The sequence below is a fragment of the Polynucleobacter sp. MWH-UH2A genome, assembly GCF_018687195.1.
Classification (GTDB): domain Bacteria; phylum Pseudomonadota; class Gammaproteobacteria; order Burkholderiales; family Burkholderiaceae; genus Polynucleobacter.
In genome coordinates this window covers 1664783-1689252 of sequence record NZ_CP061321.1, presented here as the reverse complement: position 1 = coordinate 1689252, position 24470 = coordinate 1664783, and the positions used below count along the sequence as shown (strand labels likewise).

Annotated in this window: 25 protein-coding genes; 12 read left to right on the top strand and 13 right to left on the bottom strand. The window is 47.1% G+C overall.

The genetic code is table 11. The annotated features are described in order from the left end of the window. The first annotated feature begins 21 nt into the window (after positions 1 to 21). Positions 22 to 255 (top strand): hypothetical protein, encoded by a 234-nt coding sequence (locus IC571_RS08770; protein WP_215316066.1) that lies wholly within the window; start codon positions 22 to 24, stop codon positions 253 to 255. Positions 256 to 330: 75 nt separating this feature from the next. On the opposite strand, the gene dut is transcribed toward IC571_RS08770, so the two are convergent. The 5 genes from dut to IC571_RS08745 are packed head-to-tail and all read right to left on the bottom strand — an operon-like array spanning position 331 to position 6329. Next, positions 331 to 780 carry a dUTP diphosphatase gene (dut, locus tag IC571_RS08765; RefSeq protein ID WP_215316065.1) on the bottom strand — a complete coding sequence of 150 codons (450 nt, stop codon included), beginning with the start codon at positions 778 to 780 and terminating at the stop codon, positions 331 to 333. A 13-nt stretch (positions 781 to 793) separates the two neighbouring features. After that, a complete protein-coding gene (coaBC, locus tag IC571_RS08760; protein WP_215316063.1) occupies positions 794 to 2005 on the bottom strand; it encodes a bifunctional phosphopantothenoylcysteine decarboxylase/phosphopantothenate--cysteine ligase CoaBC in 1212 nt (403 codons plus the stop codon). 9 nt (positions 2006 to 2014) lie between these two features. Next, positions 2015 to 2512: a signal peptidase II gene (gene lspA / locus IC571_RS08755; protein ID WP_215316061.1), complete on the bottom strand. Its 498-nt coding sequence runs from the start codon at positions 2510 to 2512 to the stop codon at positions 2015 to 2017. A gap of 12 nt (positions 2513 to 2524) precedes the next feature. Next, entirely contained in the window at positions 2525 to 5404 is a 2880-nt protein-coding gene (gene ileS, locus IC571_RS08750; RefSeq protein WP_371742914.1) for an isoleucine--tRNA ligase, read from the bottom strand. Continuing rightward, complete coding sequence (locus tag IC571_RS08745; RefSeq protein ID WP_215316057.1) at positions 5379 to 6329, bottom strand: bifunctional riboflavin kinase/FAD synthetase; 951 nt, start codon at positions 6327 to 6329, stop codon at positions 5379 to 5381. Before IC571_RS08745 ends, ileS begins: the two co-directional genes overlap by 26 nt. A gap of 39 nt (positions 6330 to 6368) precedes the next feature. Here IC571_RS08745 and purN point away from each other — a divergent pair, with 39 nt between their 5' ends. The 3 genes from purN to IC571_RS08730 all read left to right on the top strand — a co-directional run bounded on the left by purN (position 6369) and on the right by IC571_RS08730 (position 9778). Then, positions 6369 to 6998 (top strand): phosphoribosylglycinamide formyltransferase, encoded by a 630-nt coding sequence (purN, locus tag IC571_RS08740; protein WP_215316055.1) that lies wholly within the window; start codon positions 6369 to 6371, stop codon positions 6996 to 6998. After that, entirely contained in the window at positions 6995 to 8512 is a 1518-nt protein-coding gene (locus IC571_RS08735; protein ID WP_215316053.1) for an RsmB/NOP family class I SAM-dependent RNA methyltransferase, read from the top strand. The genes purN and IC571_RS08735 overlap by 4 nt, the downstream gene beginning before the upstream one ends. 66 nt (positions 8513 to 8578) lie before the next feature. After that, positions 8579 to 9778 carry an acyl-CoA desaturase gene (locus tag IC571_RS08730; RefSeq protein ID WP_215316051.1) on the top strand — a complete coding sequence of 400 codons (1200 nt, stop codon included), beginning with the start codon at positions 8579 to 8581 and terminating at the stop codon, positions 9776 to 9778. 95 nt (positions 9779 to 9873) lie between these two features. Here IC571_RS08730 and rpmG read toward each other — a convergent pair whose 3' ends face one another. From rpmG to radC, 3 genes are all read right to left on the bottom strand, one after another. Further along, a complete protein-coding gene (rpmG, locus tag IC571_RS08725; protein ID WP_015421876.1) occupies positions 9874 to 10041 on the bottom strand; it encodes a 50S ribosomal protein L33 in 168 nt (55 codons plus the stop codon). An 11-nt stretch (positions 10042 to 10052) separates the two neighbouring features. Then, on the bottom strand, positions 10053 to 10286 hold the full coding sequence (rpmB, locus tag IC571_RS08720; RefSeq protein ID WP_076023792.1) for a 50S ribosomal protein L28: 234 nt from the start codon (positions 10284 to 10286) through the stop codon (positions 10053 to 10055). Between the two features lie 161 nt (positions 10287 to 10447). Then, entirely contained in the window at positions 10448 to 11164 is a 717-nt protein-coding gene (gene radC, locus IC571_RS08715; RefSeq protein ID WP_215316050.1) for a DNA repair protein RadC, read from the bottom strand. A gap of 3 nt (positions 11165 to 11167) precedes the next feature. On the opposite strand from radC, the gene IC571_RS08710 reads away from it, so the two are divergent. The 7 genes from IC571_RS08710 (at position 11168) to IC571_RS08680 (ending at position 17332) form a co-directional block, all read left to right on the top strand. Further along, positions 11168 to 11614 (top strand): peptidylprolyl isomerase, encoded by a 447-nt coding sequence (locus IC571_RS08710; protein WP_215316048.1) that lies wholly within the window; start codon positions 11168 to 11170, stop codon positions 11612 to 11614. Positions 11615 to 11620: 6 nt separating this feature from the next. Beyond that, positions 11621 to 12562 (top strand): 4-hydroxy-3-methylbut-2-enyl diphosphate reductase, encoded by a 942-nt coding sequence (ispH, locus tag IC571_RS08705; protein WP_215316046.1) that lies wholly within the window; start codon positions 11621 to 11623, stop codon positions 12560 to 12562. A 61-nt stretch (positions 12563 to 12623) separates the two neighbouring features. After that, the gene (locus tag IC571_RS08700) at positions 12624 to 13778 is read left to right on the top strand and encodes a branched-chain amino acid ABC transporter substrate-binding protein (protein WP_215317889.1); all 1155 of its coding nucleotides are present in this window, start codon (positions 12624 to 12626) and stop codon (positions 13776 to 13778) included. Between the two features lie 51 nt (positions 13779 to 13829). After that, a complete protein-coding gene (locus IC571_RS08695) occupies positions 13830 to 14765 on the top strand; it encodes a branched-chain amino acid ABC transporter permease (protein WP_215316044.1) in 936 nt (311 codons plus the stop codon). Further along, positions 14758 to 15846, top strand: a complete 1089-nt coding sequence (locus tag IC571_RS08690) for an ABC transporter ATP-binding protein (RefSeq protein ID WP_215316042.1) — start codon at positions 14758 to 14760, stop codon at positions 15844 to 15846. The genes IC571_RS08695 and IC571_RS08690 overlap by 8 nt, the downstream gene beginning before the upstream one ends. Continuing rightward, positions 15846 to 16619 carry an ABC transporter ATP-binding protein gene (locus tag IC571_RS08685; protein WP_215316041.1) on the top strand — a complete coding sequence of 258 codons (774 nt, stop codon included), beginning with the start codon at positions 15846 to 15848 and terminating at the stop codon, positions 16617 to 16619. Before IC571_RS08690 ends, IC571_RS08685 begins: the two co-directional genes overlap by 1 nt. Then, a complete protein-coding gene (locus IC571_RS08680) occupies positions 16619 to 17332 on the top strand; it encodes an ABC transporter ATP-binding protein (protein ID WP_215316039.1) in 714 nt (237 codons plus the stop codon). Before IC571_RS08685 ends, IC571_RS08680 begins: the two co-directional genes overlap by 1 nt. 29 nt (positions 17333 to 17361) lie before the next feature. On the opposite strand, the gene IC571_RS08675 is transcribed toward IC571_RS08680, so the two are convergent. Beyond that, positions 17362 to 18552, bottom strand: coding sequence for an acetylornithine transaminase (locus IC571_RS08675; RefSeq protein ID WP_215316037.1), 1191 nt, complete (start codon positions 18550 to 18552; stop codon positions 17362 to 17364). Between the two features lie 60 nt (positions 18553 to 18612). After that, positions 18613 to 19659 (bottom strand): CDP-6-deoxy-delta-3,4-glucoseen reductase, encoded by a 1047-nt coding sequence (locus IC571_RS08670; protein ID WP_215316035.1) that lies wholly within the window; start codon positions 19657 to 19659, stop codon positions 18613 to 18615. A 36-nt stretch (positions 19660 to 19695) separates the two neighbouring features. Here IC571_RS08670 and IC571_RS08665 point away from each other — a divergent pair, with 36 nt between their 5' ends. Then, entirely contained in the window at positions 19696 to 20583 is an 888-nt protein-coding gene (locus IC571_RS08665) for an SDR family oxidoreductase (RefSeq protein ID WP_215317888.1), read from the top strand. Here the strand turns inward: IC571_RS08665 and IC571_RS08660 are convergent. The 3 genes from IC571_RS08660 to IC571_RS08650 form a co-directional block, all read right to left on the bottom strand. Next, positions 20564 to 22345, bottom strand: a complete 1782-nt coding sequence (locus IC571_RS08660; protein WP_215316033.1) for a glutamine--tRNA ligase/YqeY domain fusion protein — start codon at positions 22343 to 22345, stop codon at positions 20564 to 20566. The two genes, IC571_RS08665 and IC571_RS08660, sit on opposite strands and share 20 nt — an antisense overlap. 84 nt (positions 22346 to 22429) lie before the next feature. After that, a complete protein-coding gene (locus tag IC571_RS08655; protein ID WP_215316031.1) occupies positions 22430 to 23932 on the bottom strand; it encodes a tripartite tricarboxylate transporter permease in 1503 nt (500 codons plus the stop codon). Between the two features lie 19 nt (positions 23933 to 23951). Continuing rightward, positions 23952 to 24413: a tripartite tricarboxylate transporter TctB family protein gene (locus tag IC571_RS08650; protein ID WP_215316030.1), complete on the bottom strand. Its 462-nt coding sequence runs from the start codon at positions 24411 to 24413 to the stop codon at positions 23952 to 23954. Between the last annotated feature and the right edge of the window lie 57 nt (positions 24414 to 24470).

Sequence of the window (24470 nt, the reverse complement as noted above, 5' to 3'; positions counted from 1 at the left end):
ATTCTTAATCAAAAGGAAAATATGTCACATCACGATAAATTGCTTGAAGCGTTTGAAACGTATAAAGCTGAGAATGAAAAGTTTCAGGGTAAAGGCATTAAGGCTTCGGCTGCCCGCGCTCGTAAGGCCCTGCAAGAAATTGCTGGATCCTGCAAAGAGCGTCGCAAAGAAATCTCCGCAGAAAAGGAGTCTCGCGAAGGTAATGGGGCTGGCATGTCGCAAGACGCAGCTCGTCATGCCCATATTCGTAAATAAGTTTTACCTAAAAACAAAAGCCACCCTAGTGACACTGGGGTGGCTTTTTTATTGCTTTCCTGATTCTAATTTTACTTAGCTGCGCCCAGTGCTGCCAAAGCCCCCGGCACCGCGACTGCTCTCAGTAAATTCTTCAACGACTTTGAGTTCAACTTGTTGTACGGGCATGACCACTAGTTGAGCAAGGCGCTCCATAGGCTCAAGCTTGAATGGAGTAGACCCGCGGTTCCAAGTGCTCACCATGAGTTGGCCTTGATAGTCAGAATCAATGAGACCAACTAGGTTGCCTAAAACGATGCCGTGCTTATGGCCAAGGCCAGAGCGGGGCAGAATAAATGCGGCATAACGTGGGTCTTCAACATAAATGGCTAGGCCTGTTGGAACGAGTACGGTTTGACCCGGAGCAATTTCAATAGCTTCTTCAATGCAGGCGCGCAAATCTAATCCTGCGCTACCGGGTGTGCCATAAGCCGGTAATTGATCGCGCATACGCTCATCCAGAATTTTGACTTGTAAAGATTGCATGAAATTTCCTAAATTAAATTTTTTTAGCTACCAACTGAATGAGTTGGCGTGCGAGTTGTAATTTTTCTGCTTTGGCAATTTTTTTACTGCCGGCCGCATCGATGACTAACAGTTGATTTAAATCGCTACCAAATGTATCGGGACCAATATTCCCCACAATCATCGGAATGCCTTTGCGTTTCCGTTTTTCGTCAGCATGTTTTTCAAGGTCGGTAGATTCGGCGGCAAATCCGACGCAGTAAGGATGGGGCTTGCCACCCTTAGTTTTTACTGCTTTAGCCACATCCAACAGAATGTCGGGGTTAGCGACAAATTCAATATTGGGTGCTTCTTTGCCATTGCGCTTGATCTTTTCTTTGGCTGGCTTAGCGATACCCCAGTCAGCAACCGCAGCAACCGCGAAAAAGACATCGCAATTTGTAGCTGCTAGCGTTGCTGCATGCATTTCTTTGGCGCTGACGACATTCGTACGAGTAATACGCCCAGTCGCCTCTAGGGGTGTGGGTAAGTCGCATGGACCAGCTACTAAATGGACATCAGCCCCAGCTTCTAGTGCTGCTCTAGCAATAGCAAAGCCCATTTTTCCGGAGCTGTGATTGGTGATACCTCGTACTGGGTCGATTGCCTCGAATGTTGGTCCTGCAGTGATCAGTACTTTTTTACCGAGCAAAGTTTTTTTCTGAAAGAAGGCAATGACTTGTTCTGCAATCCCTACTGGTTCGAGCATTCGACCCATGCCTACTTCGCCACAAGCCTGAAATCCGCTAGCGGGACCCAGTAGCGTGACACCATCTTTACTTAATCGTTCCGCACTTCTTTGGGTCGCAGCATGCTCCCACATTTGCTTATTCATTGCTGGGGCAATGAGTAGAGGGCAGTCTCTAGCGAGACATAGAGTGCTCAATAAATCATCCGCTAATCCTAAAGAAAGCTTTGCCATCAGGTCTGCGCTTCCTGGGGCAATCACAATCGCATCGGCAGCGCGCGAGAGTTCAATATGCGCCATGTTGTTGCCAACACTGTTATCCCACTGGCTAGTAAAAACAGGGTTGCCAGTTAGAGCTTGCATCGTTACTGGGGTGACAAACTGTTGCGCAGCTTCAGTCATCACCACTTGGACCGAAGCACCTTCTTGCATCAGTAATCGAGCAAGCTCAGGTGTCTTATAAGCAGCAATGCCACCAGAGATGCCGAGAACGATTTTTTTATTGATTAAAGATTGCATGGCGCCAGCTTACTGGGATTGAGGGGATTTGCCAAATGACTTGCATAATTCGCTAACAATGATCAGTACGGCCCCTATGCAAATAGCGCTATCAGCCACATTAAAGGCTGGCCAGTGCCAGTTAGCATAGTGCAGGTCAATGAAGTCAACGACGGCGCCATACATCAGACGATCTAAGACATTTCCAGCCGCTCCTCCGAGAATGAGGCTAAGAGCGATGCAAAGTAGCTTCTCATCTTGATGCTTGCGCAACATATAGACGATATAAATACAGGCAAGTAATCCGAGGGCTGTAAAAAACCAGCGTTGCCAACCAGAGCTTTGCGCTAAGAACGAAAACGCAGCGCCAGGATTCAACAGCAATAACCAATTGAAGAAAGGCAGAACGGGTTCCGGAATCCCGAGCTGCAATTGACTCAAGGCTAGCCACTTGCTTACTTGGTCAAGAAGTAGTGTGATGCTGGCCATCGCCAGGCATCGTAAAAACGGAATGTTCTGTTGGCTCATTAGAAATTCGGTTTAAGCAAAGAGTCGATGGTCGCCATCGCCAAAAAGATTGCTAATACAGCGACTGCAGAGATCAGGATGATCCACATTGCCGCCAACATCTTGGGTATGGTGCCAGCAACGACCACATTTCTTGTATTGACTGCCGCGTACTAAGACTTCCAAACCATCATTGCTTAATTCAATATTGGCGCTTGAGGTAATAGTGACAAAGCGTAAGTCATTCTCGAGCGAGTGCAGGATGGCAAAGTCAACATCACCAAGCTTAATGGTGAGCTCGGCCTGGAGGGATGAGCCTACATTGCCTGTTTCACGCTCTACCTCAATAGCCTTAGTTATTTCTGATCGAATCTCGCGAATGCGATTCCATTTGCCAAGTAATTCTTCTGCATTGGCGATTTCTGGGAAAGCGCCAAATTCTTCCATGAAGATGGATTCAGAAAGTTTCTTATTGGCCTCTTGAGGAAGTGACTGCCAAGCCTCTTCAGCGGTAAACGAAAGAAATGGGGATAACCACTTCAAGAGATTGCGGGTAATGTGAAACAGCGCATTTTGTGCCGCCCTACGATCTGTAGAATCAGGCGCGCTAGTGTAGAGGCGATCTTTAAGGATATCCAAGTAGAAGCCGCCTAAATCCTCTGAGCAGAATGTGAGCATACGTGCGACTGCTGGGTGGAACTCATAAGCCTTGTAATGCGCCTCAATATCACTTTGTAATTGATTGGCTAATGCGACCGCATAGCGGTCAATTTCCAACCATTGATCGGAAGGCATCGCATGCTTGATGGGATCAAAATCCGAGAGATTCGCTAGCAAGAAGCGCAAAGTATTACGAATGCGACGATAGCTTTCAGTCACGCGCTTCAGGATTTCATCGGAGATCGTCATTTCTCCTGAGTAGTCAGTGGAGGCGACCCATAAGCGAATAATTTCCGCACCAAGCTTATCTGCCACTTGTTGTGGGGCGATCACATTGCCTACGGATTTACTCATCTTGCGACCTAGGCCATCAACGGTAAAGCCGTGAGTCAAAAGCGCTTTGTAAGGGGGTTTACCGTCAAGCATTGCGCCAGTGAGCAATGAAGAGTGGAACCAACCACGGTGCTGGTCTGAACCCTCTAGATACAAATCGGCTAAACGACCAGCAGGGGTTTCTGCATCTGCAGTGCGTAGCTCATCGCGATGCGATCCGCGAATGACATGCCAATGCGTTGTGCCTGAATCAAACCAGACATCCAATGTATCGCGATTCTTTTCGTATTGGGCTGCCTCATCGCCGAGTAATTCGGAAACCTCAAGTTGCTGCCAAGCTTCAATGCCACCTTTTTCTACGCGTTTAGCAACTTCTTCAAGCAACTCTACTGTGCGAGGATGTGGGTCACCAGTTTCTTTATGAACAAAGAAGGCCATAGGTACGCCCCATTGACGCTGTCGCGAGAGTGTCCAATCAGGACGATTGGCGATCATGCTATGCAGGCGTTGCTTGCCCCATGCAGGGAAGAAGTCAGTGCCATCTATGCCAGCTAAAGCAGTTTCACGTAAGCTGGCTTTGCCATCTGATGGTTTTTTATCCATGCTCGCAAACCACTGGGATGTAGCACGATAAATAATAGGCGACTTGTGGCGCCAGCAATGCATATAGGAGTGGGTATACGTTTTGTCACGCAATAGGCTTCCTGCTTCACGCATCGCCTCGACAATTTTTGGATTTGCTTTCCAAATATATTCGTTAGCGAAGAGTGGTAACCAAGATGCATACACACCATTTCCCATTACGGGGTTCAAGATGTCTTTGTCTACAAGCCCATTTGCTTTGCATGACTTAAAGTCTTCTTCGCCATAGGCTGGGGCGGAGTGAACAATTCCTGTGCCAGTATCCAGCGTGACATATTCAGCAACATAGATCGGCGATAGACGTTTGTAGCCTTCGTGTAAAGAAGCGAGAGGGTGCCAGAAAGAAATGTTTGCGAGCTTCTCACCAAGGCAGGTTGCAATCACTTTGCCTTCAAGACCGTAGTCTTGTAGACAGGTTTCAACACGATCTTTTGCAAGAATCAACAGCTTGTCGCCTACATCAACTAAAGCATAGGCTAACTCGGGGTGAACGTTCATTGCTTGGTTAGCAGGAATAGTCCAAGGAGTTGTTGTCCAGATCACAATCTGACCTGGCTTGTTAGGCAATTCGGCAAGGCCAAAGGCCTTAGCGAGTTGTGGGCACTGCGCATCATCAAATGCAAAACCTACATCGACTGTGGGATCAGTTTTATCTTGGTATTCCACTTCGGCTTCTGCAAGCGCAGAGCCACAATCAAAACACCAGTTCACTGGTTTTAAGCCACGGAAGACATAGCCCTTTTCCCAAATCTTGCCGAGCGCACGAATTTCATCGGCCTCGTTGCGGTAATTCATGGTGAGATAGGGGTTATTCCAATCGCCCAAGACGCCTAATCGCTCAAAATCTTTCTTCTGCTTGTCTACCTGCACTTGCGCATAGGCACGGGCTTTAGCCTGTACTTCAGCTGTGGGCAGATTCTTGCCAAACTGTTTCTCAATTTGAATCTCGATTGGCATTCCGTGGCAATCCCAGCCTGGTACGTATGCGGAATCGAATCCCATCAACCAGCGGGATTTCACAATCATGTCTTTCAGAATCTTATTCACCGCATGGCCAATGTGAATATCACCATTGGCGTAAGGAGGACCATCATGCAAGATGAATTTAGTTTGACCGGCATGCGCCGCACGAATCTTTTCGTAGAGCTTATTTTTTTGCCATTGAGCAACCCATTGCGGCTCGCGTTTTGCTAGATCGCCCCGCATAGGAAATGCGGTATCTAGCAGGTTGACTGGATAGGTATTTTCTTTTTCAGACATAAGATTTTTTCTGGAAATAATTTCTGGCTACTTTTGCATCTTGTGCAATGGCATTAGTGAGTGTATCGAGGTCATCATATTTTTCCTCGTCACGAATTTTTTCTAAGAGTTCAACGGTAATGATTTTTCCGTAAACATCTTGTTGGTAATCAAAGATGTGGGTCTCAAGTAACACGCGACCCTCATCTTCTACTGTAGGTCGAACACCCAGGCTAGCTACGGCTGGCAAGGCTTCGCCACCGAGACCTAGCACCTGTGCAGTAAAGATGCCGGTTGTGGCAGGCTTGCGATGATGCAAGTGATTTGCTACCGCTAAATTTAAAGTGGGGAATCCCAACTTGCGACCAAGCTTTTGCCCATGAATAACATGCCCAGAAATAGCATAAGGACGTCCCAATAATTTTTCTGCTTGCTTCATATCGCCATTAGCAAGAGCTGAGCGTAATGCTGAACTCGAAATGCGTTCACCATCTTCTAAAATCGTTTGAATGCTAGAGACTTCAAAGCCATATTTTTCGCCAGCTGCTTTAAGGCTTGCAAAATTTCCGGCGCGCTTGGCGCCATAGCAAAAGTCATCACCAATCAAAATCCATTTGGTATTGAGTCGTTTGACAATAATCTCTGAAACAAATTCTTCCGGCGAAAGACGAGCGAATGCTGAGTTGAAGTGCTCTACAACCACTCGATCAATACCCAGATCTGCAAGAGCAGCCAATTTGTCGCGCAGATTCAGAATTCGGGGTGGCGCTTCCTTGGGGGAGAAAAATTCCTTGGGATGGGGCTCAAAGGTCAGGACACAGCTGGTCAAATCCCTTTCGCGGGCGCCGGCAACCAACTGCTTGAGCAGGGCGTGATGACCCCTGTGCACGCCATCGAAATTTCCGATGGTTAGGGCACAAGCAGGTCCTGCGGAAAACGGGGTCGAGCCACGGAATACGTTCACAAAATCGCTTTCAGGGTAGCCATCAATTATATTGTGGGCATGCTTTCTATCGTTACCTTAATCTCCGGCCGCGGATCTAATTTCGAGGCCATCGTTAAAACAGCTCAAAAAGAGCAATGGCCAGTCAAATTTGCAGGGGTCATAGCGAATCACTCCGCAGCTAAGGGCCTTGATTTTGCTCGCTCGCAGGGCATTCCAGCCTTTGCAATCGAGCATAAAGAGCACGCCACCCGAGAATCCTTTGATGCTGCTCTGATCCAGAAAATTGATGAGCTTGGAGCTGATTTGGTGGTCTTAGCCGGTTTTATGCGGATTTTGACCCCGAGTTTTATTCGTCATTTTGAGGGTCGTTTGATCAATATCCACCCAGCCCTTTTGCCAGCCTTCCCAGGCTTACATACCCATGAGCGCGCCTTAGAGGCGGGGGTTAAGGAGCATGGGGCTACAGTGCATTTTGTGACCGATGGTGTCGATGAGGGACCAATTATTTGCCAGGCCTCTGTGCCAGTCCTCGCAGGTGATGATGCCGATACACTCGCTGCTCGAGTTTTGAAGGCGGAACATCAGATTTATCCTCGAGCCGTAAAATGGTTTCTTGACGGACGATTGCGCATTGAAGGTAATCAAGTGAAGTTACAACCCCCAGAATCGCAATTATTTAAATTATGAGCGCAGAACGTTCGAATCCAAAATCCAATAAGCGCTTAGGTCCGCAAAAAAGTTATGCGGCTAAATCAAAAGATCCATTGCGTCGTCCTGAGCGACGAAATGCTAGTGGCAACTTGATTGCACCTGAAGGTCAGAAAAATTTCTCGAACGCAAAAGCCTTGCCTCAGCATGCGATTCATTTGGAGCGCTTGCTTCTAGAATTACTGCAGTTTGATCAACCTGCTGATCGAGTCGTTAGTCGTTATTTTCGATCTGAGCCAAAGCTCGGTAATCGTGATCGCGCATTAATCGCAGAGAGTGCATTTGCTATTTTGCGTCGTAAAAATGAGTTCTCACAATTTGCCTCCAGTGGTGAGGGTTCTCAGGCTAGACGCTTAGCCCTATTGGGTTTGCTGTCCGCTCTTTCTGAAGGCGGGCTTGGCTCTGGTAATCGTGCGGAGAGCGCGATTGCGGACTTAGCGCATGTTCTTAAGCCTGGTGAGTATGAATGGTTGCAACGGATTTCAACGGTAGATCCAAGTTCTTTAAATCCCCTTGTACGCAACAATTTGCCTGAGTGGTTATGGGATGCTCTCGGAAAATATCCGGGTGAGGAAGAGCGTGAAACATTAGCGAAATCACTCATGCAGCCCGCTTCATTAGATTTACGTGCGAACACGATGAAGACCAATCGCGAAGAATTGCTTGCGCAGATGAATGCATTAGGCGGTCGTTATCAAGCCACTCCAACTCCGTTTGCACCAGATGGTGTGCGCATTATGGGTAAACCCGCTTTGCAAAACACTGCAGGTTTTAAAGCGGGCATGTTTGAAGTGCAAGATGAAGGCAGTCAATTGTTGGCTTATTTGCTGGCTCCAAAACGTGGCGAGATGGTTGTCGATTTTTGTGCAGGCGCCGGTGGCAAGACATTGGCAATTGGCGCGTTGATGAGATCTACAGGTCGCCTATATGCATTTGATACATCTGAGCGGCGCTTGGCCAATCTCAAACCTAGGCAGGCTCGCAGCGGCCTTTCTAATGTACATCCTGTGTGGATTGATTCTGAGAATGATGCCAAGATCAAACGTTTGGCTGGCAAGATTGATCGCGTTCTAGTTGATGCCCCTTGTAGCGGTATGGGTACCTTGCGCCGTAATCCTGACCTGAAGTGGCGCCAAACCCCAGAGGGTGTTGCGGAATTGAATCAAAAACAGGCCAGTATTTTGAATTCAGCAGCCCGTCTGTTAAAGCCGGGTGGTCGCTTGGTATACGCCACTTGCAGCCTATTACCCCAAGAAAATCAAGGAGTTGCAGAAGATTTCCTCAAGAATCACCCTGATTTTGAGGTGGTTCCAGCAGCTGAAGTTCTCAAGCCATTGTTTCCAAAGGAAAAATTACTATTGGGCTGTTCTACAGAAAATCCTTGGTGGCAACTGTGGCCCCATATTCACGGCACAGATGGCTTTTTTGGGGCTGTTTTTCAGAAAAAGAGCGTTAAATCTGAAAACCCAGAAATACTAAAATCTAAGAATTAACGAAAGATAGGTCAAAAAAAGCCTGAAAAGCGTTAAAATGAAAGCTGATACTTAAAGGACACGCTTTTGAATACCGTTTCAAGCTCAGGTTTTGATTTATTCCTTCATTGGTTGGCCAATGGATATTTAGATTGGTCTTGGTGGCAGATCACCCTGTTCACATTGGTTGCCACCCACATCACGATTGCTGCCGTAACCATCTTTTTGCATCGTTGTCAGGCGCACCGTGCCCTCGACCTGCACCCGATTGTTTCTCATTTCTTCCGTTTTTGGCTTTGGCTCACCACCGGCATGGTGACCAAGGAGTGGGCCTCGATTCATCGTAAGCACCATGCTAAATGCGAAACCGTTGATGACCCTCATAGTCCACAAGTTTTAGGCATTGGCACTGTTCTCTCACGCGGCGCAGAGCTTTATAAAAAAGAAGCTAAGAATCAAGAGACGATGGAGAAGTTTGGTCATGGCACCCCGGATGATTGGCTGGAGCGCAATATTTACTCTAAGTTTTCATGGCAGGGCGTTGCCATCATGCTCATCATTGATGTGTTTTTATTTGGCGCAGTCGGCTTAACCGTTTGGGCTGTGCAAATGCTGTGGATTCCAATCACTGCCGCTGGTGTCATTAACGGTATTGGCCACTACTGGGGTTATCGCAACTTTGATTGCGAAGATGCTTCTACCAATATTTTCCCTTGGGGTATTTTGATTGGTGGTGAAGAGTTGCATAACAACCATCACACCTTTGCTACCAGCGCCAAGCTTTCCAACAAGTGGTATGAATTTGATATTGGTTGGTTGTATATTCAAATGATGAGTGCGGTTGGTTTAGCGACCGTGAAGAAGACGCCACCAAAACCGGTATTAAGAGACTTGCGTCCTGCAGATCAAAATACGCTAGAAGCGATCATTGCCAATCGTTATGAAATTATGGCGCGTTACAGCAAGACATTGCGTAATTTCTTTAGCAATGAAGTGCAACATATGCAGGTACTGGCAACCCATTTAAGCGATGCTCGTACTTGGCTGGTTAAAGATGAGTCCCGCTTAAGCGAAGAAGAGAAAGCCAAGCTAGAAGAGCTAATGGCCAGTAATGCTCAGCTTCGTAAGATGATCGAAATGCGTCGTGATCTTCAGGCTATCTGGGGTCGCTCAACGGCAACACGTGAACAACTGGTGTCGCAATTACATGTATGGTGTCAGCGCGCTGAAGATAGTGGCTTAGCAAGCTTACGAGAATTTTCTTTGAGATTGCGTCGTTACGCCTAAGCAATCAAAAGACAAATCAAACCATCTAATATGGATAATAAAAAACCCGCTTAGTAGCGGGTTTTTTATTTACTTCAAGTAATGATCAGTGTCGATTACTTGAGTTTTGTTTCTTTATAAGCAACGTGCTTGCGAATGGTTGGATCAAATTTCATAATCTCCATTTTCTCAGGCTTAGTACGCTTGTTTTTTGAAGTTGTATAGAAGTGACCAGTACCAGCTGATGACTCTAATTTGATTTTTTCTCTGCCGCCTTTAGCCATTTGTGCGCTCCTTAAATTTCGCCACGTGCACGGAGATCAGACAAAACAGCATCGATGCCATTTTTGTCGATAACGCGCAAACCAGCGTTGGTTAAGCGCAAGCTAACCCAACGGTTTTCAGATTCAACCCAGAAACGACGGTTTTGCAAATTCGGCAAAAAGCGACGCTTCGTTTTATTGTTTGCATGGGATACATTGTTGCCAACCATCGGCTTTTTCCCAGTGACTTGGCAAACTTTTGCCATGACTAACTCCATTAATTGCGAAAAAGAAAGATTGTATCAGCCAAAGCCTATTTTGGGCTAGTCCCATGTGGCTTTCGGAGGTGCTCTGTGGGGTCAAAATGGCGTGAAAATACCCCTAAAATCCTGACATTCTGCAATTATGTTAGTAAACACTATGAATTTTATTCAATATCCATAAGGCCACTCTCTGAGAAGGAGAAAAAACCGCCATTACTCACGATGCAGTGGTCAAGTAGTGGGATATCCACCAGTTGCAAGGCCTTCCTGAGGGTCTGCGTCAATTCTTGATCTGCTTTGCTGGGCAGCGGTTTGCCACTCGGATGGTTGTGGGCAACGATCAGGGCGCTGGCATTTCTGGAAAGGGCCTCTTTTAGGATTTCTCGGGGGTATACCGCCGTATGGGTAATTGAGCCCCGAAATAGCTCTTGGCACTCAATCAGGTGCAAGCCTGAGTCTAAGTAGAGACAAAGAAAAACTTCATGTGGCAGACCCCCAATTTTGGCCTGTAAAAACTCTTTGACGCGACCTGGGGAAGAAAAGATCGAGCGCTGGGCAAGGTCATCCTCAAGGCTGCGCTTGACCAGCTCATAGGCTGCTTGAATCTGACTCCACTTGGAAAGCCCCATTCCATGAATGCGGGTAAATTCGGCGGGGTTGCTAGCGAGAAGGCGGGGTAGGCTACCAAAGTGATGCAAGAGATCGTTTGCTAGGGTGACGGCATTTTTGCCCTTAACGCCAACCCGTAAAAATATCGCAAGCAATTCTGCATCAGTGAGGCATTTGGCACCATGGAGGCGAAGCTTTTCTCGGGGTTGTTCATTTTTGGGCCATTGGGGTATTGAAGAGTGCACTCCCGGCGCAGGGCTAGATACAATCACCTTATGACTAAGCTTACTGTTTTGCCCAACTCCTATTTGACTCTGAACTACCGGCTGACCTTGCCCAATGGGGAGGATTACATCAATACGTTTGTTGATCGCCCTGCGACGGTTCTGATGGGTTCTGGACAATTTGCGCCTTGCTTTGAAAAGGTGTTGTTGGGACTGGGTGTTGGTGACAAGAAGAGCGCTTTACTTTCGCCAGATGAAAGTTTTGGCGATCGCAAAGAAGATTTGGTGCAGTGGGTTTCATTGAAGGCGCTGAAAGAAGGGCGCGATGATGATGTGGAATTTAATCCGGGTGATGTGATTGAATTCAACGCTCCTGGCGGCGCTCAATATGCGGGTGTTTTGCAATCGATTGATGACGAAGGTGCATGGTTTGATTTCAACCATCCTTTGGCTGGCAGAGAAGTTACGTTTGAAGCGCAGATTGTCGCTATTCTTTAAAGCAATATGAGTGAATCTGATCACGCAGAAATTTTGATGGCACAACCCCGTGGATTTTGTGCGGGCGTTGATCGCGCTATCAATATTGTGAACGAAGCTTTGGTGCGTTTTGGTGCTCCGATTTATGTGCGCCATGAAATTGTTCATAACGCTTATGTAGTAAACGAATTGCGCGAGAAAGGCGCAGTGTTCGTGGATGAATTGCATGAAGTACCTAAGGGTGGAATCGTCGTGTTTAGTGCGCACGGCGTGTCCCAGGAGGTGCGTAAAGACGCTGAACAGCGTGGCTTGCAGGTGTATGACGCGACCTGCCCTTTGGTCACGAAAGTCCATCTTGAAGTGGTCAAGATGTGTAAAGAGGGCTTTACGGTATTGATGATTGGTCATGCGGGTCATCCAGAGGTGGAAGGCACCATGGGCCAAGTGAAGGAAGGCATTTTCTTAATTGAAAAGATTGGTGATGTAGAGAAGCTGCCTTTTCCAAGCAATGAAAAAATGGCATTCGTAACGCAAACGACATTGTCAGTTGATGAGACCAAAGAAATAGTTGAAGCGCTCACAAAAAAATTCCCCGATATTGTTCAGCCCCGTAAGCAAGATATTTGTTACGCCACTCAGAATCGTCAAGACGCTGTGAAATTTATGGCGCCGCAAGTCGAGGTTGTTATTGTGGTGGGTAGCGCGACAAGTTCGAACTCCAATCGTCTGCGTGAACTATCGGAAAAGTTAGGCGTACCGTCCTACATGGTTGATGCACCAGAGCAGTTGAAGCCAGAATGGTTTGCAGGTAAAAAGCGGGTGGGTTTAACGGCGGGCGCATCTGCCCCTGAGAGCCTTGCTCAATCCATTGTGTCTCGTATTCAAGAATTTGGCCCCAGAAGTGTTCGCCCTTTAGCGGGTGTTGTCGAAGACGTTACTTTTTCTTTACCTAAAAATTTAGTTGATTGAAGTTTGATTCATAACAGAGGAGCTGTAGATGATTAATTCCAATGCATCAAAAGTGAATTTTATGAAGAGTGCGATTGCCTTGTCGGTAGCCGCATTAATTTTGACCGCTTGTGGAAAGGGTGGCGATAAGGCTGCTGCCGTTCCTGCTGATGGGATTGAAGTCAAGATTGGACATGTAGCCCCATTAACGGGGCCGATTGCTCACTTGGGCAAAGATAATGAAAACGGTGCACGCTTAGCCCTTGAAGAAATTAATAAAGCCGGTTTAACGATTGATGGCAAAAAGGTAGTTTTGACTTTGGTTCCTGAGGATGATGCTGAAGATCCAAAAACCGCCACACAGGTCGCCCAAAAATTAGTTGATGCAAAAGTAGTTGGTGTTGTGGGGCACTTAAATTCTGGTACGAGCATTCCAGCATCGAAGATCTATAGCGATGCAGGCATTACCCAAATTTCTCCATCTTCAACCAATCCCGATTACACCAAACAAGGCTTCAAGACAACCTATCGTCTAGTGGCGACTGATGCGCAGCAAGGCCCTGCTTTAGCTAATTACGTTGCAAATACTTTAAAAGCAAAAACAGTTGCGATTATTGATGACTCAACTCAGTACGGCAAAGGTCTTGCTGATGAGTTTGAGAAGACTGTCAAGGCAGCAGGCGTAAAAGTAGTAACTCGCGAAGCAAGCAACAATAAAGCAACTGACTTCAAGGCTATTCTGACCAAGGTAAAAGGTAGCAAGCCTGATGTCATTATGTATGGTGGTATGGATGCCACTGGTGGTCCTTTGGCTAAGCAAGCTACTGAGCTAGGCATTAAGGCGAAGATTGTTGGTGGCGACGGTATGTGCACTGAAAAACTCATTGAGCTTGCTGGCGAAGCAGTTGTGAATGTCACTTGCTCAGAAGCGGGTAAAGCCCTTTCTAAGATGGCTCAAGGCGCAGACTTCCAAAAGCGTTACAAAGAGCGCTTTAATTCTGATGTCCAAATTTATGCGCCATTTACCTACGATGCGGTTTATGTGTTGGTCGATTCTATGAAGCGTGCTAACTCAACTGATCCAGCAAAGATTTTGTTGGCCATGCCTGACACTAAGATGAATGGCTTGGTTGGCAATATTGCATTTGATAGCAAAGGCGATATGAAGGAAGGCGTGATTACCTTGTACGACTTCAAAGACAAAAAGAAAACAGTTCTTGACGTCATCAATATGTAAGAAGTCTTAAAAGAGCGCCGCATTCGGCGCTCTTTTCATCAGAATTAAGTAATGGATATTTTTCTTCAACAAATCATCAATGGCTTGGTGCTGGGTAGCATCTATGCCTTGATCGCCTTGGGTTACACCATGGTGTACGGCGTGTTGGGGATTATTAATTTTGCGCATGGCGAAGTGTTGATGATTGGCGCCATGGTGTCCTTGTCATTGCTACGTCTTATCTTGGGCCTCACAAGTGATTTGCCGGGTTGGTTAACCTTGCTAATTGTTTTGCCTGTGACGATGGCGGTTTGTGCTGGCTTGAGTTATTGGATTGAGCGGATCGCCTATCGTCCTTTGCGTAATGCGCCACGATTAGCGCCGCTGATTTCGGCAATTGGTATGTCGATACTCTTGCAAACGCTGGCGATGTTGATTTGGTCGCGCAATCCAATGACCTATCCGCAGTTACTTCCATCCACTCCAATTGAGTTGGGAACTACAGGCGCAACCATTACAGGAAAAGAGATTGTCATCATTCTTGTTGCTATAGCGGTGATGTGCGGATTACTGTTTCTGGTTGAAAAAACTAAATTGGGAAGAGCAATGCGTGCAACCGCTGAGCAAACGCAAATTGCTTCTTTGATGGGCGTGAACCCCAATCGCGTGATTTCTGTAACGTTTATGTTGGGTGGTGCGCTTGCAGGCTTAGCTGGCGTGATGATTGCCAGCAATTATGGCAATGTGCATTTCTATATGGGATTTATTCCCGGCCTCAAAGCATTTACTGCGGCCGTGTTGGGTGGCATCGGGAATCTACAGGGCGCCATGTTGGGTGGTCTCCTATTAGGTTTAATTGAGTCATTGGGCGCTGGCTATATTGGTGAGCTCACTGGCGGAGTCTTTGGTTCCAACTACCAAGATATTTTTGCCTTCTTAGTGTTGATTTTGGTGTTGGTGTTGCGTCCCACTGGTTTATTGGGCGAGAAAGTTTCTGATCGTGCTTAAGAAGCTTGTACAGAATCATCTCAGTCGCAATGCCTATCTTGGCTTGGGCGTAATTGCACTTGTTTTATTGCCATGGATCGTGGGTGCCGGTGGCGGTAACTATTGGGTGAGAGTTCTAGATTTTGCTCTGCTCTATATCGTTCTGGCTTTGGGTCTGAATGTCGTTGTTGGATTTGCTGGCCTTTTAGATTTGGGTTACATCGCTTTTTATGCTCTTGGCGCTTATAGCTACGCTTTGCTTGCTTCTCCACACTTGCCAAATCATTTTGAAACTATTGCCGCTGCGTTTCCATGGGGTCTGCATTTTTCGCCTTGGATGGTGGCGATGTTTTCAATTGCGCTAGCAGCGCTCTTTGGGATTGTGCTGGGTTTGCCTACATTGCAATTACGCGGCGATTATTTGGCGATTGTGACTTTAGGTTTCGGTGAAATCATTCGTATTTTTATGAACAACCTAGATCGCCCTTTAAATCTAACCAATGGACCAAAAGGCATTACGGCGATTGATCCCCTGCAGGTGTTTGGTGTCACCTTTACCAAGCCATTGGATTTGGGGTTTATTCAAATCCCAGGTTTGTATTTGGTGTTTTACCTTTTTCTAATCTTGGCGGTTCTAGTCACCATTGTTTGTTTGCATTTGCAAAACTCTCGAATTGGCCGTGCGTGGGTTGCTATTCGTGAAGATGAGATCGCAGCCAAAGCAATGGGTATCAATACCCGCAATATGAAGTTACTGGCATTCGCGATTGGCGCTTCTTTCGCTGGTGTGGCAGGCGTGCTCTTCTCCGCTTTTCAGGGATTTGTATCGCCAGAATCATTTACCTTATGGGAGTCCATTGTTGTATTGGCCATGGTGGTGCTCGGAGGCATTGGTCATATCCCTGGTGTGATCTTAGGCGCAATTGTGTTGGCAGTATTTCCTGAGGTGTTGCGTGGGGTTGCTGAGCCTGTACAGAAAATGTTATTTGGTCATGTGATCGTTGATGTGGAAGTGATTCGACAACTGATCTACGGCCTTGCTCTAATTTTGATCATGCTTTATCGACCCGGTGGAATCTGGCAGAAGCGGGGTAACCAATAATGGCTGCCCATTTGTTATTAGATGTTACTGACGTCTCTAAGCGTTTTGGTGGTGTGCAGGCACTCGATTCTGTTGGCTTACAAGTTCCTCACGGCGCAATTGTCGGTTTGATTGGACCCAACGGCGCAGGTAAGACTACGTTCTTTAACGTCATTACTGGCCTTTATCCTGCCGATTCCGGAATTTTCTTATTTGATAGAGCCTCTTATTTCCCAGAGTCGGTATCGCAAGTCACGAAATCTGGATTGGCAAGAACTTTTCAAAACATTCGCTTATTTGGCGAGATGACCGTCCTCGAGAATGTGATGGTGGGTTGCCATTGTCGATCTAAGGCGGGATTGCTTGGTGCTATTTTTCGCCTTCCTTCCACTCAACGTGAAGAGCGTTCAATCAAAGAGAAGTCCCTTCAACTGCTGGCGTATGTTGGGTTGAGCGACTACGCAGATATGCAAGCACGCAATCTTTCTTATGGGCATCAACGACGTTTAGAGATTGCTCGAGCATTAGCAACCGAACCAAAACTATTGGCATTGGATGAACCAGCGGCTGGTATGAATGCCACCGAAAAGCTAGAACTACGCGAGTTGCTATTACGTATCCGCGCTGATGGAAAAACCATTCTGCTGATTGAGCATGATGTGAGTTTAGTGATGGGTATTTGTGATCACCTTACGGTGCTCGATTACGGGAAGGTAATTGCCTCGGGTAAGCCGGCTGATGTGCGCGAACACCCCGAAGTGATTAGGGCCTATCTTGGTCAGGGGGCTGTGTAATGAGTGCACTGCTCAGAGTCGAAGATTTGAAGGTAGCCTACGGCGGCATTAATGCGGTTAAGGGTATCGATCTGCATGTTAATCAAGGCGAGCTCGTTGCTTTAATTGGTGCTAATGGCGCTGGCAAAAGTTCTAGTCTTAAAGCCATCGCTGGTTTATTGACTCCAGCGGCAGGCGTTATCCAATTTGCCAACCAGCAAGCCAATGGACAGCCCGCTTATGAATTGGCTCGATTAGGTCTTGGTTTAGTGCCAGAAGGGCGCGGCGTATTCAAGCGCATGACGATCCTAGAAAATTTGCAGATGGGCGCTTTTTTGAAGAGCGACGCCAAAGCAATTGAGCGAAAACTCGAAGAGGTCTTCCAATATTTCCCAAGATTGAAAGAAAGACTCTCTCAATTGGCGGGAACGCTTTCTGGCGGCGAGCAGCAAATGGTGGCAATGGGTAGGGCAATGATGGCTGAGCCAAAATTATTGTTGCTCGATGAGCCTTCAATGGGTCTATCCCCCATCATGGTTGAAACAATCTTTGATGTCGTTCGCAATCTCTCTAAGAATGGGATGACCATTTTGTTGGTAGAGCAAAACGCACGTCTTACCTTGCAAATCGCCGATCGGGCTTATGTGATGGAAAGCGGGCTGATCACCCTCGCTGGGCCTGGATCAGAATTGCTTCAAGATCCAAGGGTGCGCACTGCCTATTTAGGTGAATAAGCGGCTATTCAGTAGCTACTAATTAGCTACTAAGCAGTTTCTTTAAGAAGTTCGCGCAAGATATTGCACATTTGCAATATCTCATCATTGCTTACATTGAGTGCCGGCATAAAGCGCAACAAGTTTGGTCTTGGCGAATTGATTAATAGACCTTCAGGACTGCGATCACGAGCTAGATCGACTAGTTTTCCACCAATATCTTTACCCAGCATTAGCGCGCGCAATAATCCTTCACCACGCTCGCCTTCTAAACCAAACTCTGCGGAGAGTTTAAGAAGCTCAGATTTCAGGAGCTCACCTTTTGTTTTAACGCTATCTAAAAATCCTGGGGCAAGTAATTGCTCAATCACGCTAATACCAACCGCAGTCATGAGTGGATTGCCATTGTAGGTGCCGCCTTGATCTCCAGGAACAAAGCAGGCTACTGCATCAGTTGTCATGAGTGCCGCAAGGGGAACGCCACCACCAATGCCTTTACCTAAGGTCATGATGTCTGGTTCGATACCAAATTGTTGATAGGCAAATAAAGTGCCCGTACGGCCACAGCCTACTTGCACTTCATCCACAATCAACAGAATATTGTTTTCTTTGGTGAATTTGCGCAATGCTTGCATAAATTCTTTAGTGGCTGGAATCACGCCGCCTTCGCCTTGTACGGGCTCAAGCATGATTGCGACAGTTTTATCTGTGACTAATTTTTTAACCGAATCCAAATCGTTAAGATCTGCTTTTGGAAAACCTGGCACTTGAGGAGCAAACATCGTATCCCAACCTGGTTTTCCTGAAGCACTCATAGTCGCCAAAGTGCGGCCATGAAAGCTGTGATCGAAAGTGATGATTTCAAAGGCGCCATTTTTATTGAGTTGACCCCATTTGCGGGCTAACTTGATTGCGCCTTCATTCGCTTCTGCACCGCTGTTTGCAAAAAAGACTTTGTTAAAGCAGCTATTGGCTGTTAGCAAATTCGATAAACCAATCATCGGCTCGTTGTAAAACGCGGGGCTTGGATTGATCAGTTTCTTTGCTTGGGTATTGAGCGCAGCAATCATGCCGGGGTTGCCATGACCTAAACAATTGACCGCCCAGCCTTGCAAGAAATCTAAATAGCGCTTGCCATTGTTATCAGTTAACCAAGAGCCATCTCCTTCAACCATGATCACGTCTGGACGTTGGGTGATAAACATCACTGAATGGGTATCGATAGGGGCGGGTGTGTTCATACAAATAAGGGTAAGAAGTGGGATTGCTAAAGCTGATCAGGTTTCTATTATCTAACTTTATTAAGACTGCTCGGTGATTAAATCAGCAGTGCTTGTGAAGGAGTCGGCAAAAAACTCCTCCTCGGGTAGTTGGCATTGCGCAGAAAAGTCGGTTCTAGCGGCGCTCACCATCACAGGGGCTCCACAAGCGTAAACCTGAAAGTCCTTAAGACTTGGGTGGTCTTGCATTACCGCTTGATGGACAAATCCAGTGCGGCCCTGCCAAGTATCCTCAGGGAGGCTATCCGAGATCACGGGAATATATTGAAAATTAGGAATGTCTTTTTCCCAGGCTTTGCAAAGATCACTCAGGTAGAGGTCGCTTGGGCGACGTCCGCCCCAATACAGATAAATAGGCCTTGCGATCTTCTTGGCTTGCATCTGTTCAATGATGGATTTAATCGGTGCAAAGCCAGTGCCTGCAGCTAAAAAGATAATCGGTTTCTTAGAGTCTTCTCTCAAGAAAAAGCTGCCCAAAGGCCCTTCAAATCGGAGGATATCTTTTTCTTTTAAGGCGGGATTAGCCACTCCAAATACAAAATCAGTGAACACACCGCCGGGCAGGTGACGAATATGAAGCTCTAATGGACCTTCTTGATCAGGGGGTGTGGCAATCGAATACGCGCGACGTTGACCATCTTTTAATAAGAATTCAATATATTGACCTGCCAGGAACTGGAAGCGCTCTGCTGCAGGTAGTTGCAGTTTCAGAATGGCAACATCACTACTCGGTTTGCTAATCGTGTTGACGCGGCAGGGTACTTTACGGATAGCAATATCCCCGGCGCCTTGAACTTCACGCGCTACGATGAGTAAATCAGATTGGGGATGTGAGCAACAAAATAGGATGCCACCAGCGGTTTCATCGGCCTTGCTGAGGGCGCTTTCACTATGTTGGCCATGACTTACCTTGCCTTCGACCACTTTTCCTTTGCAGGATCCGCAGGCGCCGTTTTTACAACCATAGGGCAAATTGATGCCTTGACGTAATGCGGCCTCCAAGAGAGTTTCATCTTGGGTAACAGTAAATTGTTTGCCGCTCGTTTTGAGCGTGACTTGGTAAGACACTCTCATTCCTTTCAATAAATCGTTACGATGTTACTTATGCGTACTTTTGGTAAACCTTCAATCCTGATTATTGGCTGTGGCGATATAGGCCTTCGGGTGGCAAAACAGCTTTCAACCAGCCATCGGGTTTTTGCTCTGACTTCTTCACAACATCGTTTTCAGGAGTTACGAGAGGTTGGCGCGACACCGATTTTAGGAAATCTGGATGAACCAGAGTCTTTGTGGCGACTGGCGAGCTTAGCTCAAACCGTCATTCATTTAGCCCCACCCCAAAATCAAGGAAGTCGTGATTATCGAACCCGTAACCTGCTCAGAATTTTAGCCCAAGGGTCTTCGGCCGTCAGGCGGCTGATCTATATCAGCACTACCGGCGTATATGGCGACCACCGGGGCGCTAAAGTTAGCGAGTTGACTCCAGTAAGCCCGCGGAGTGAACGAGCGCAGAGGAGGGTGGATGCAGAGCGAATGCTCCGTTTGTGGGGCCCCGCTCACGGAGTGGCCATCACTATTTTGCGAGTGCCCGGTATCTATGCTGCCGATCGATTACCCATTGAGCGCTTGCAATCACAGACCCCTGCATTATTGCCAGAGGAGGATGCCTATTCCAATCATATTCATAGCGATGATTTAGCACGCTTAGTTTGTGCGGCCGTTTATCACGGCAAGCCACAAAGAGTGATTAATGCATGTGATGGCAATGAAACCAAAATGGGTGATTACTTTGATGAAGTGGCAGATGCTTTTGGCCTAGCCAGAGCGCCAAGAATGCCGGCGAAACAATTGCAAGAAATTGTCAGCCCGATGTTGTGGTCTTTTATGCGGGAATCGAGACGCGTGACCAATGCACGCTTATCAGAATTAAAAACGCCGCTACGTTATCCGAGCGTAGCGGATTTTCTAAAGACTATTTCCAAGAATCCTTGAGGCCAACCGTACGGTTGAATACCAGCTTCCCTGGTTTGGAGTCTGTTTTATCGACAATAAAGTAGCCATGACGTTCGAATTGGAAGCGATCTTCTGCTTGAGCATCTTTCATGCAAGGCTCTAAGTAAGCCGTAATGGTTTCTTTGGAATTTGGATTAATGGCATCCAAGAAATTCTTATCACCACTATCGGGATGGGGATCTGTGAAGAGATGATCGTAGAGGCGAACCTCTGCTGGAATGGCTTCCGCAGTGCTGATCCAATGAATATTGCCCTTGACCTTGTAATTATTTGACCCCGGTGTGCCACTCTTACTATCAGGGAAATGTGTGACATTGACTTGAGTGACATTGCCTTGAGCGTCGGTTTCAAAGCCAGTGCACTCTACTACGAAGCCATGGCGTAAGCGCACACGACTGCCGGGTTGATCACCAATCGGCGGATAGAGCCTAAAGAATCCTTTTATAGGCTCTTTCATAAAGTCATCCGCCTCAATCCATAACTCGCGCGTGAAATGAAACTCACGATTACCCCACTCTGGGTGTTGTGGATGACGTGGAGCAGCGCATGGCTCTTTGGCATTTGCATCAAAGTTCTCAACTACCAACTTCAATGGCTTGAGAACCGCAGTAGCACGGGGTGCCCTGACTTCTAGATCATCACGTAAAGCTTGATCTAGGGTGCTCATATCAATCCAGCTGTCTGCTTTAGATACGCCAATGCGTTCACAGAACAGACGAATACTTTCGGGTGTGTAACCGCGACGACGAATACCAACAATCGTTGGCATACGAGGATCATCCCAGCCCTCAACATGCTTTTCTTCAACGAGTTGCAATAACTTCCGCTTGCTGGTGATGGTGTAGGTGAGATTTAGGCGAGCAAACTCGTACTGGTGCGGTACGGGGTCATTAAAGACACCCAATTCTTTTAGAGAATTGACGATCCAGTCATAGAGTGGGCGATTGTTCTCAAACTCCAAGGTGCAAATGGAGTGAGAAACATTCTCTAGTGCATCAGAGATGCAATGCGTGAAGTCATATAAGGGGTAGATACACCATTTACTGCCAGTGCGGTGATGATCGGTATGGCGGATGCGATAAACAACAGGGTCGCGCATTACGATATTGGGGTGCGCCATATCGATCTTCAAGCGCAGAACATGTTCACCATCTTTAAACTTGCCATCGCGCATTTCGCGAAAGAGGGAGAGGTTTTCTTCTGGGCTACGATCGCGATACGGACTGTTTTTCCCTACTTGGCCGAAGTTGCCGCGATTGGTATGAATGTCGTCAGCACTTTGGCTATCAACATACGCTTTGCCATTTTGAATGAGGATTTCTGCGAACTCATAGAGGCGATCAAAGTAATCGCTTGCATGATACAAATGCGTTCCCCAATCAAACCCTAGCCACTTCACAGCATCCAAAATACTGTCAGCGTATTCAACATCTTCTTTGACAGGATTGGTGTCATCTAGACGCATATTGCAACGCGCGCCACCTGCTTGTTGGTTGTAATCCGCTGCTAAACCAAAATTCAGGCAAATACTTTTCGCATGACCAATATGCAAATAGCCATTTGGCTCTGGTGGAAAGCGAGTAATGATGGAGGGAATGGGCTCGCCAGCTAAATTGGTGCGCTGTGAGAACGCGCCACTCGCCAAATCCTGATCGATGATTTGACGGAGGAAGTTAGATGGTTCGGCAATTGCGCCTGCGCCTGCCGCACCTACTTTAAGGGATTTGCTATCTTGGGACATAGCCACATTGTAGAGAAAACCCTCGACCCATAAAGAAAAAGCCCGCAAACTGCTGCGGGCTCGTTTCTGTGAGGTTTAAGACAATCAGTCTTCGACAAACGCCTCTTCACGAGTCTTCTTGACTGCTGGCAAAGCAACGATCACCACCAGCAAAGCGGCTGCGATCAGCAATCCAAGCGACAGTGGGCGGGTGACGAAGGTTGAGAAGTCGCCGCGAGAGAGTAACAATGCGCGACGGAAGTTCTCTTCCATCATTGGTCCAAGAACAAAGCCCAAGAGCAATGGAGGAGGTTCGCAACCTAATTTGAAGAATAGGTAACCAATCAAGCCAAAGCCTGCAGTCACATAGACGTCAAATACAGTATTGTTCACGGTGTATACACCAATACAGCAGAACACCAAAATCGCTGGGTAGAGGAAGCGATATGGAATCTTCAAGAGCTTCACCCAAATACCAATGAGTGGCAAGTTCAAGAGAATCAACATCACGTTACCGATCCACATAGAAGCGATCAGACCCCAGAACAAAGCAGGGTTGCTGGTCATCACCTGTGGACCAGGTTGAATGTTATGAATGGTCATCGCGCCAACCATCAAAGCCATCACCGCATTTGGTGGAATACCCAAGGTAAGCAATGGAATGAATGAAGTTTGAGCTGCAGCATTGTTTGCTGATTCAGGACCTGCAACACCCTCAATTGCACCCTTACCAAACTCATGGGTGTACTTAGAAGATTTTTTCTCAACTGAATAAGCGCCGAACGCTGCTAAAGCTGCGCCACCGCCAGGAAGAATACCCAAGATGGAACCAATTGTTGTGCCACGCAGGATCGAAGGAATCATCCGCTTCACATCGCTCTTGGTGGGGATCATGCTAGTGAGTTTGTTGAGGAAGCCCTCATCTTCGCCTTGCTTTTCAAGGTTGCCCATGATTTCCGCAAAGCCGAATACACCCATCGCAACAGCTACGAAGCCAATGCCGTCACTCAACTCAGGAATATCAAATGCATAGCGTGATACACCAGAGTTCACGTCTGTACCAATCAAGCCCATGAGCAAGCCGAGGATGATCATGCCAATCGCTTTAATGAGTGAGCCAGAGGCCAACACTACTGCGCCGATCAAGCCAAGCACCATCAGCGAGAAATATTCTGCAGGACCAAACTTAAACGCGAGTTGTGAGAGTGGCGCAGCAAATGCAGCCAACACTAAAGTTGCAACGCAACCTGCGAAGAATGAACCCATACCAGCAGTAAACAAAGCAACGCCCGCTCGACCATTCCGGGCCATTTGATAGCCGTCGATTGCCGTCACCACCGAGGACGTCTCTCCAGGAATGTTAAGCAAAATCGCTGTTGTGGATCCACCGTACTGTGACCCGTAATAAATGCCAGCCAACATAATGAGTGCGGCAATAGGAGGCAATGCGTATGTTGCTGGTAAGAGCATCGCAATAGTTGCGATCGGGCCTAAGCCAGGCAATACACCAATCAAGGTTCCCAAGATACAACCAATAAGGCAGTACAAGAGATTTTGTAGAGTGAACGCGGTATCGAAACCGAGAGCTAAGTTAGCAAATAAATCCATTTTTCAGAGTCCCGGTTCGTTATTGTTGTAGGAATACAGGCAGCAGCGGGAACTGAAGCTTCAAGCCCACCACAAATACTGAGTATGTGAATATCACGAGGAAAGCGGCATTGATAAGCGAACCTTTCCAGGTGAACTCTTTGCTGGCGCTTGCAGAAACGAGAACTAATACCACCACTGCAATCAAGAATCCCATTCTCGGTAGTAGCAATCCGTATAGAACTACTGAGCCCGTAATTTGAGCAATCACTCTCCAGTTGAATTTAGGGATGGTCTCAATAGCTGCCGTAGCGCTCAATGCCTTAATAGCAACGATGAGGCCCAAAAGGGTCATTAATATGCCAAGAAAGAATGGAAAGTAGCCTGGACCCATTTTGGCTGCAGTGCCCATTGGGTATTGGGTAGCCACGATGGTGAAGAAGAGGCCAATGACCATGTACATGATCCCAGCCCCAAAATCCCGTTGATTGCGAATTTTCAAGTTGCGCTCCTTTTATATCGGACTTGGAAGCCGATTATTTATTGATGTTGAGCGATT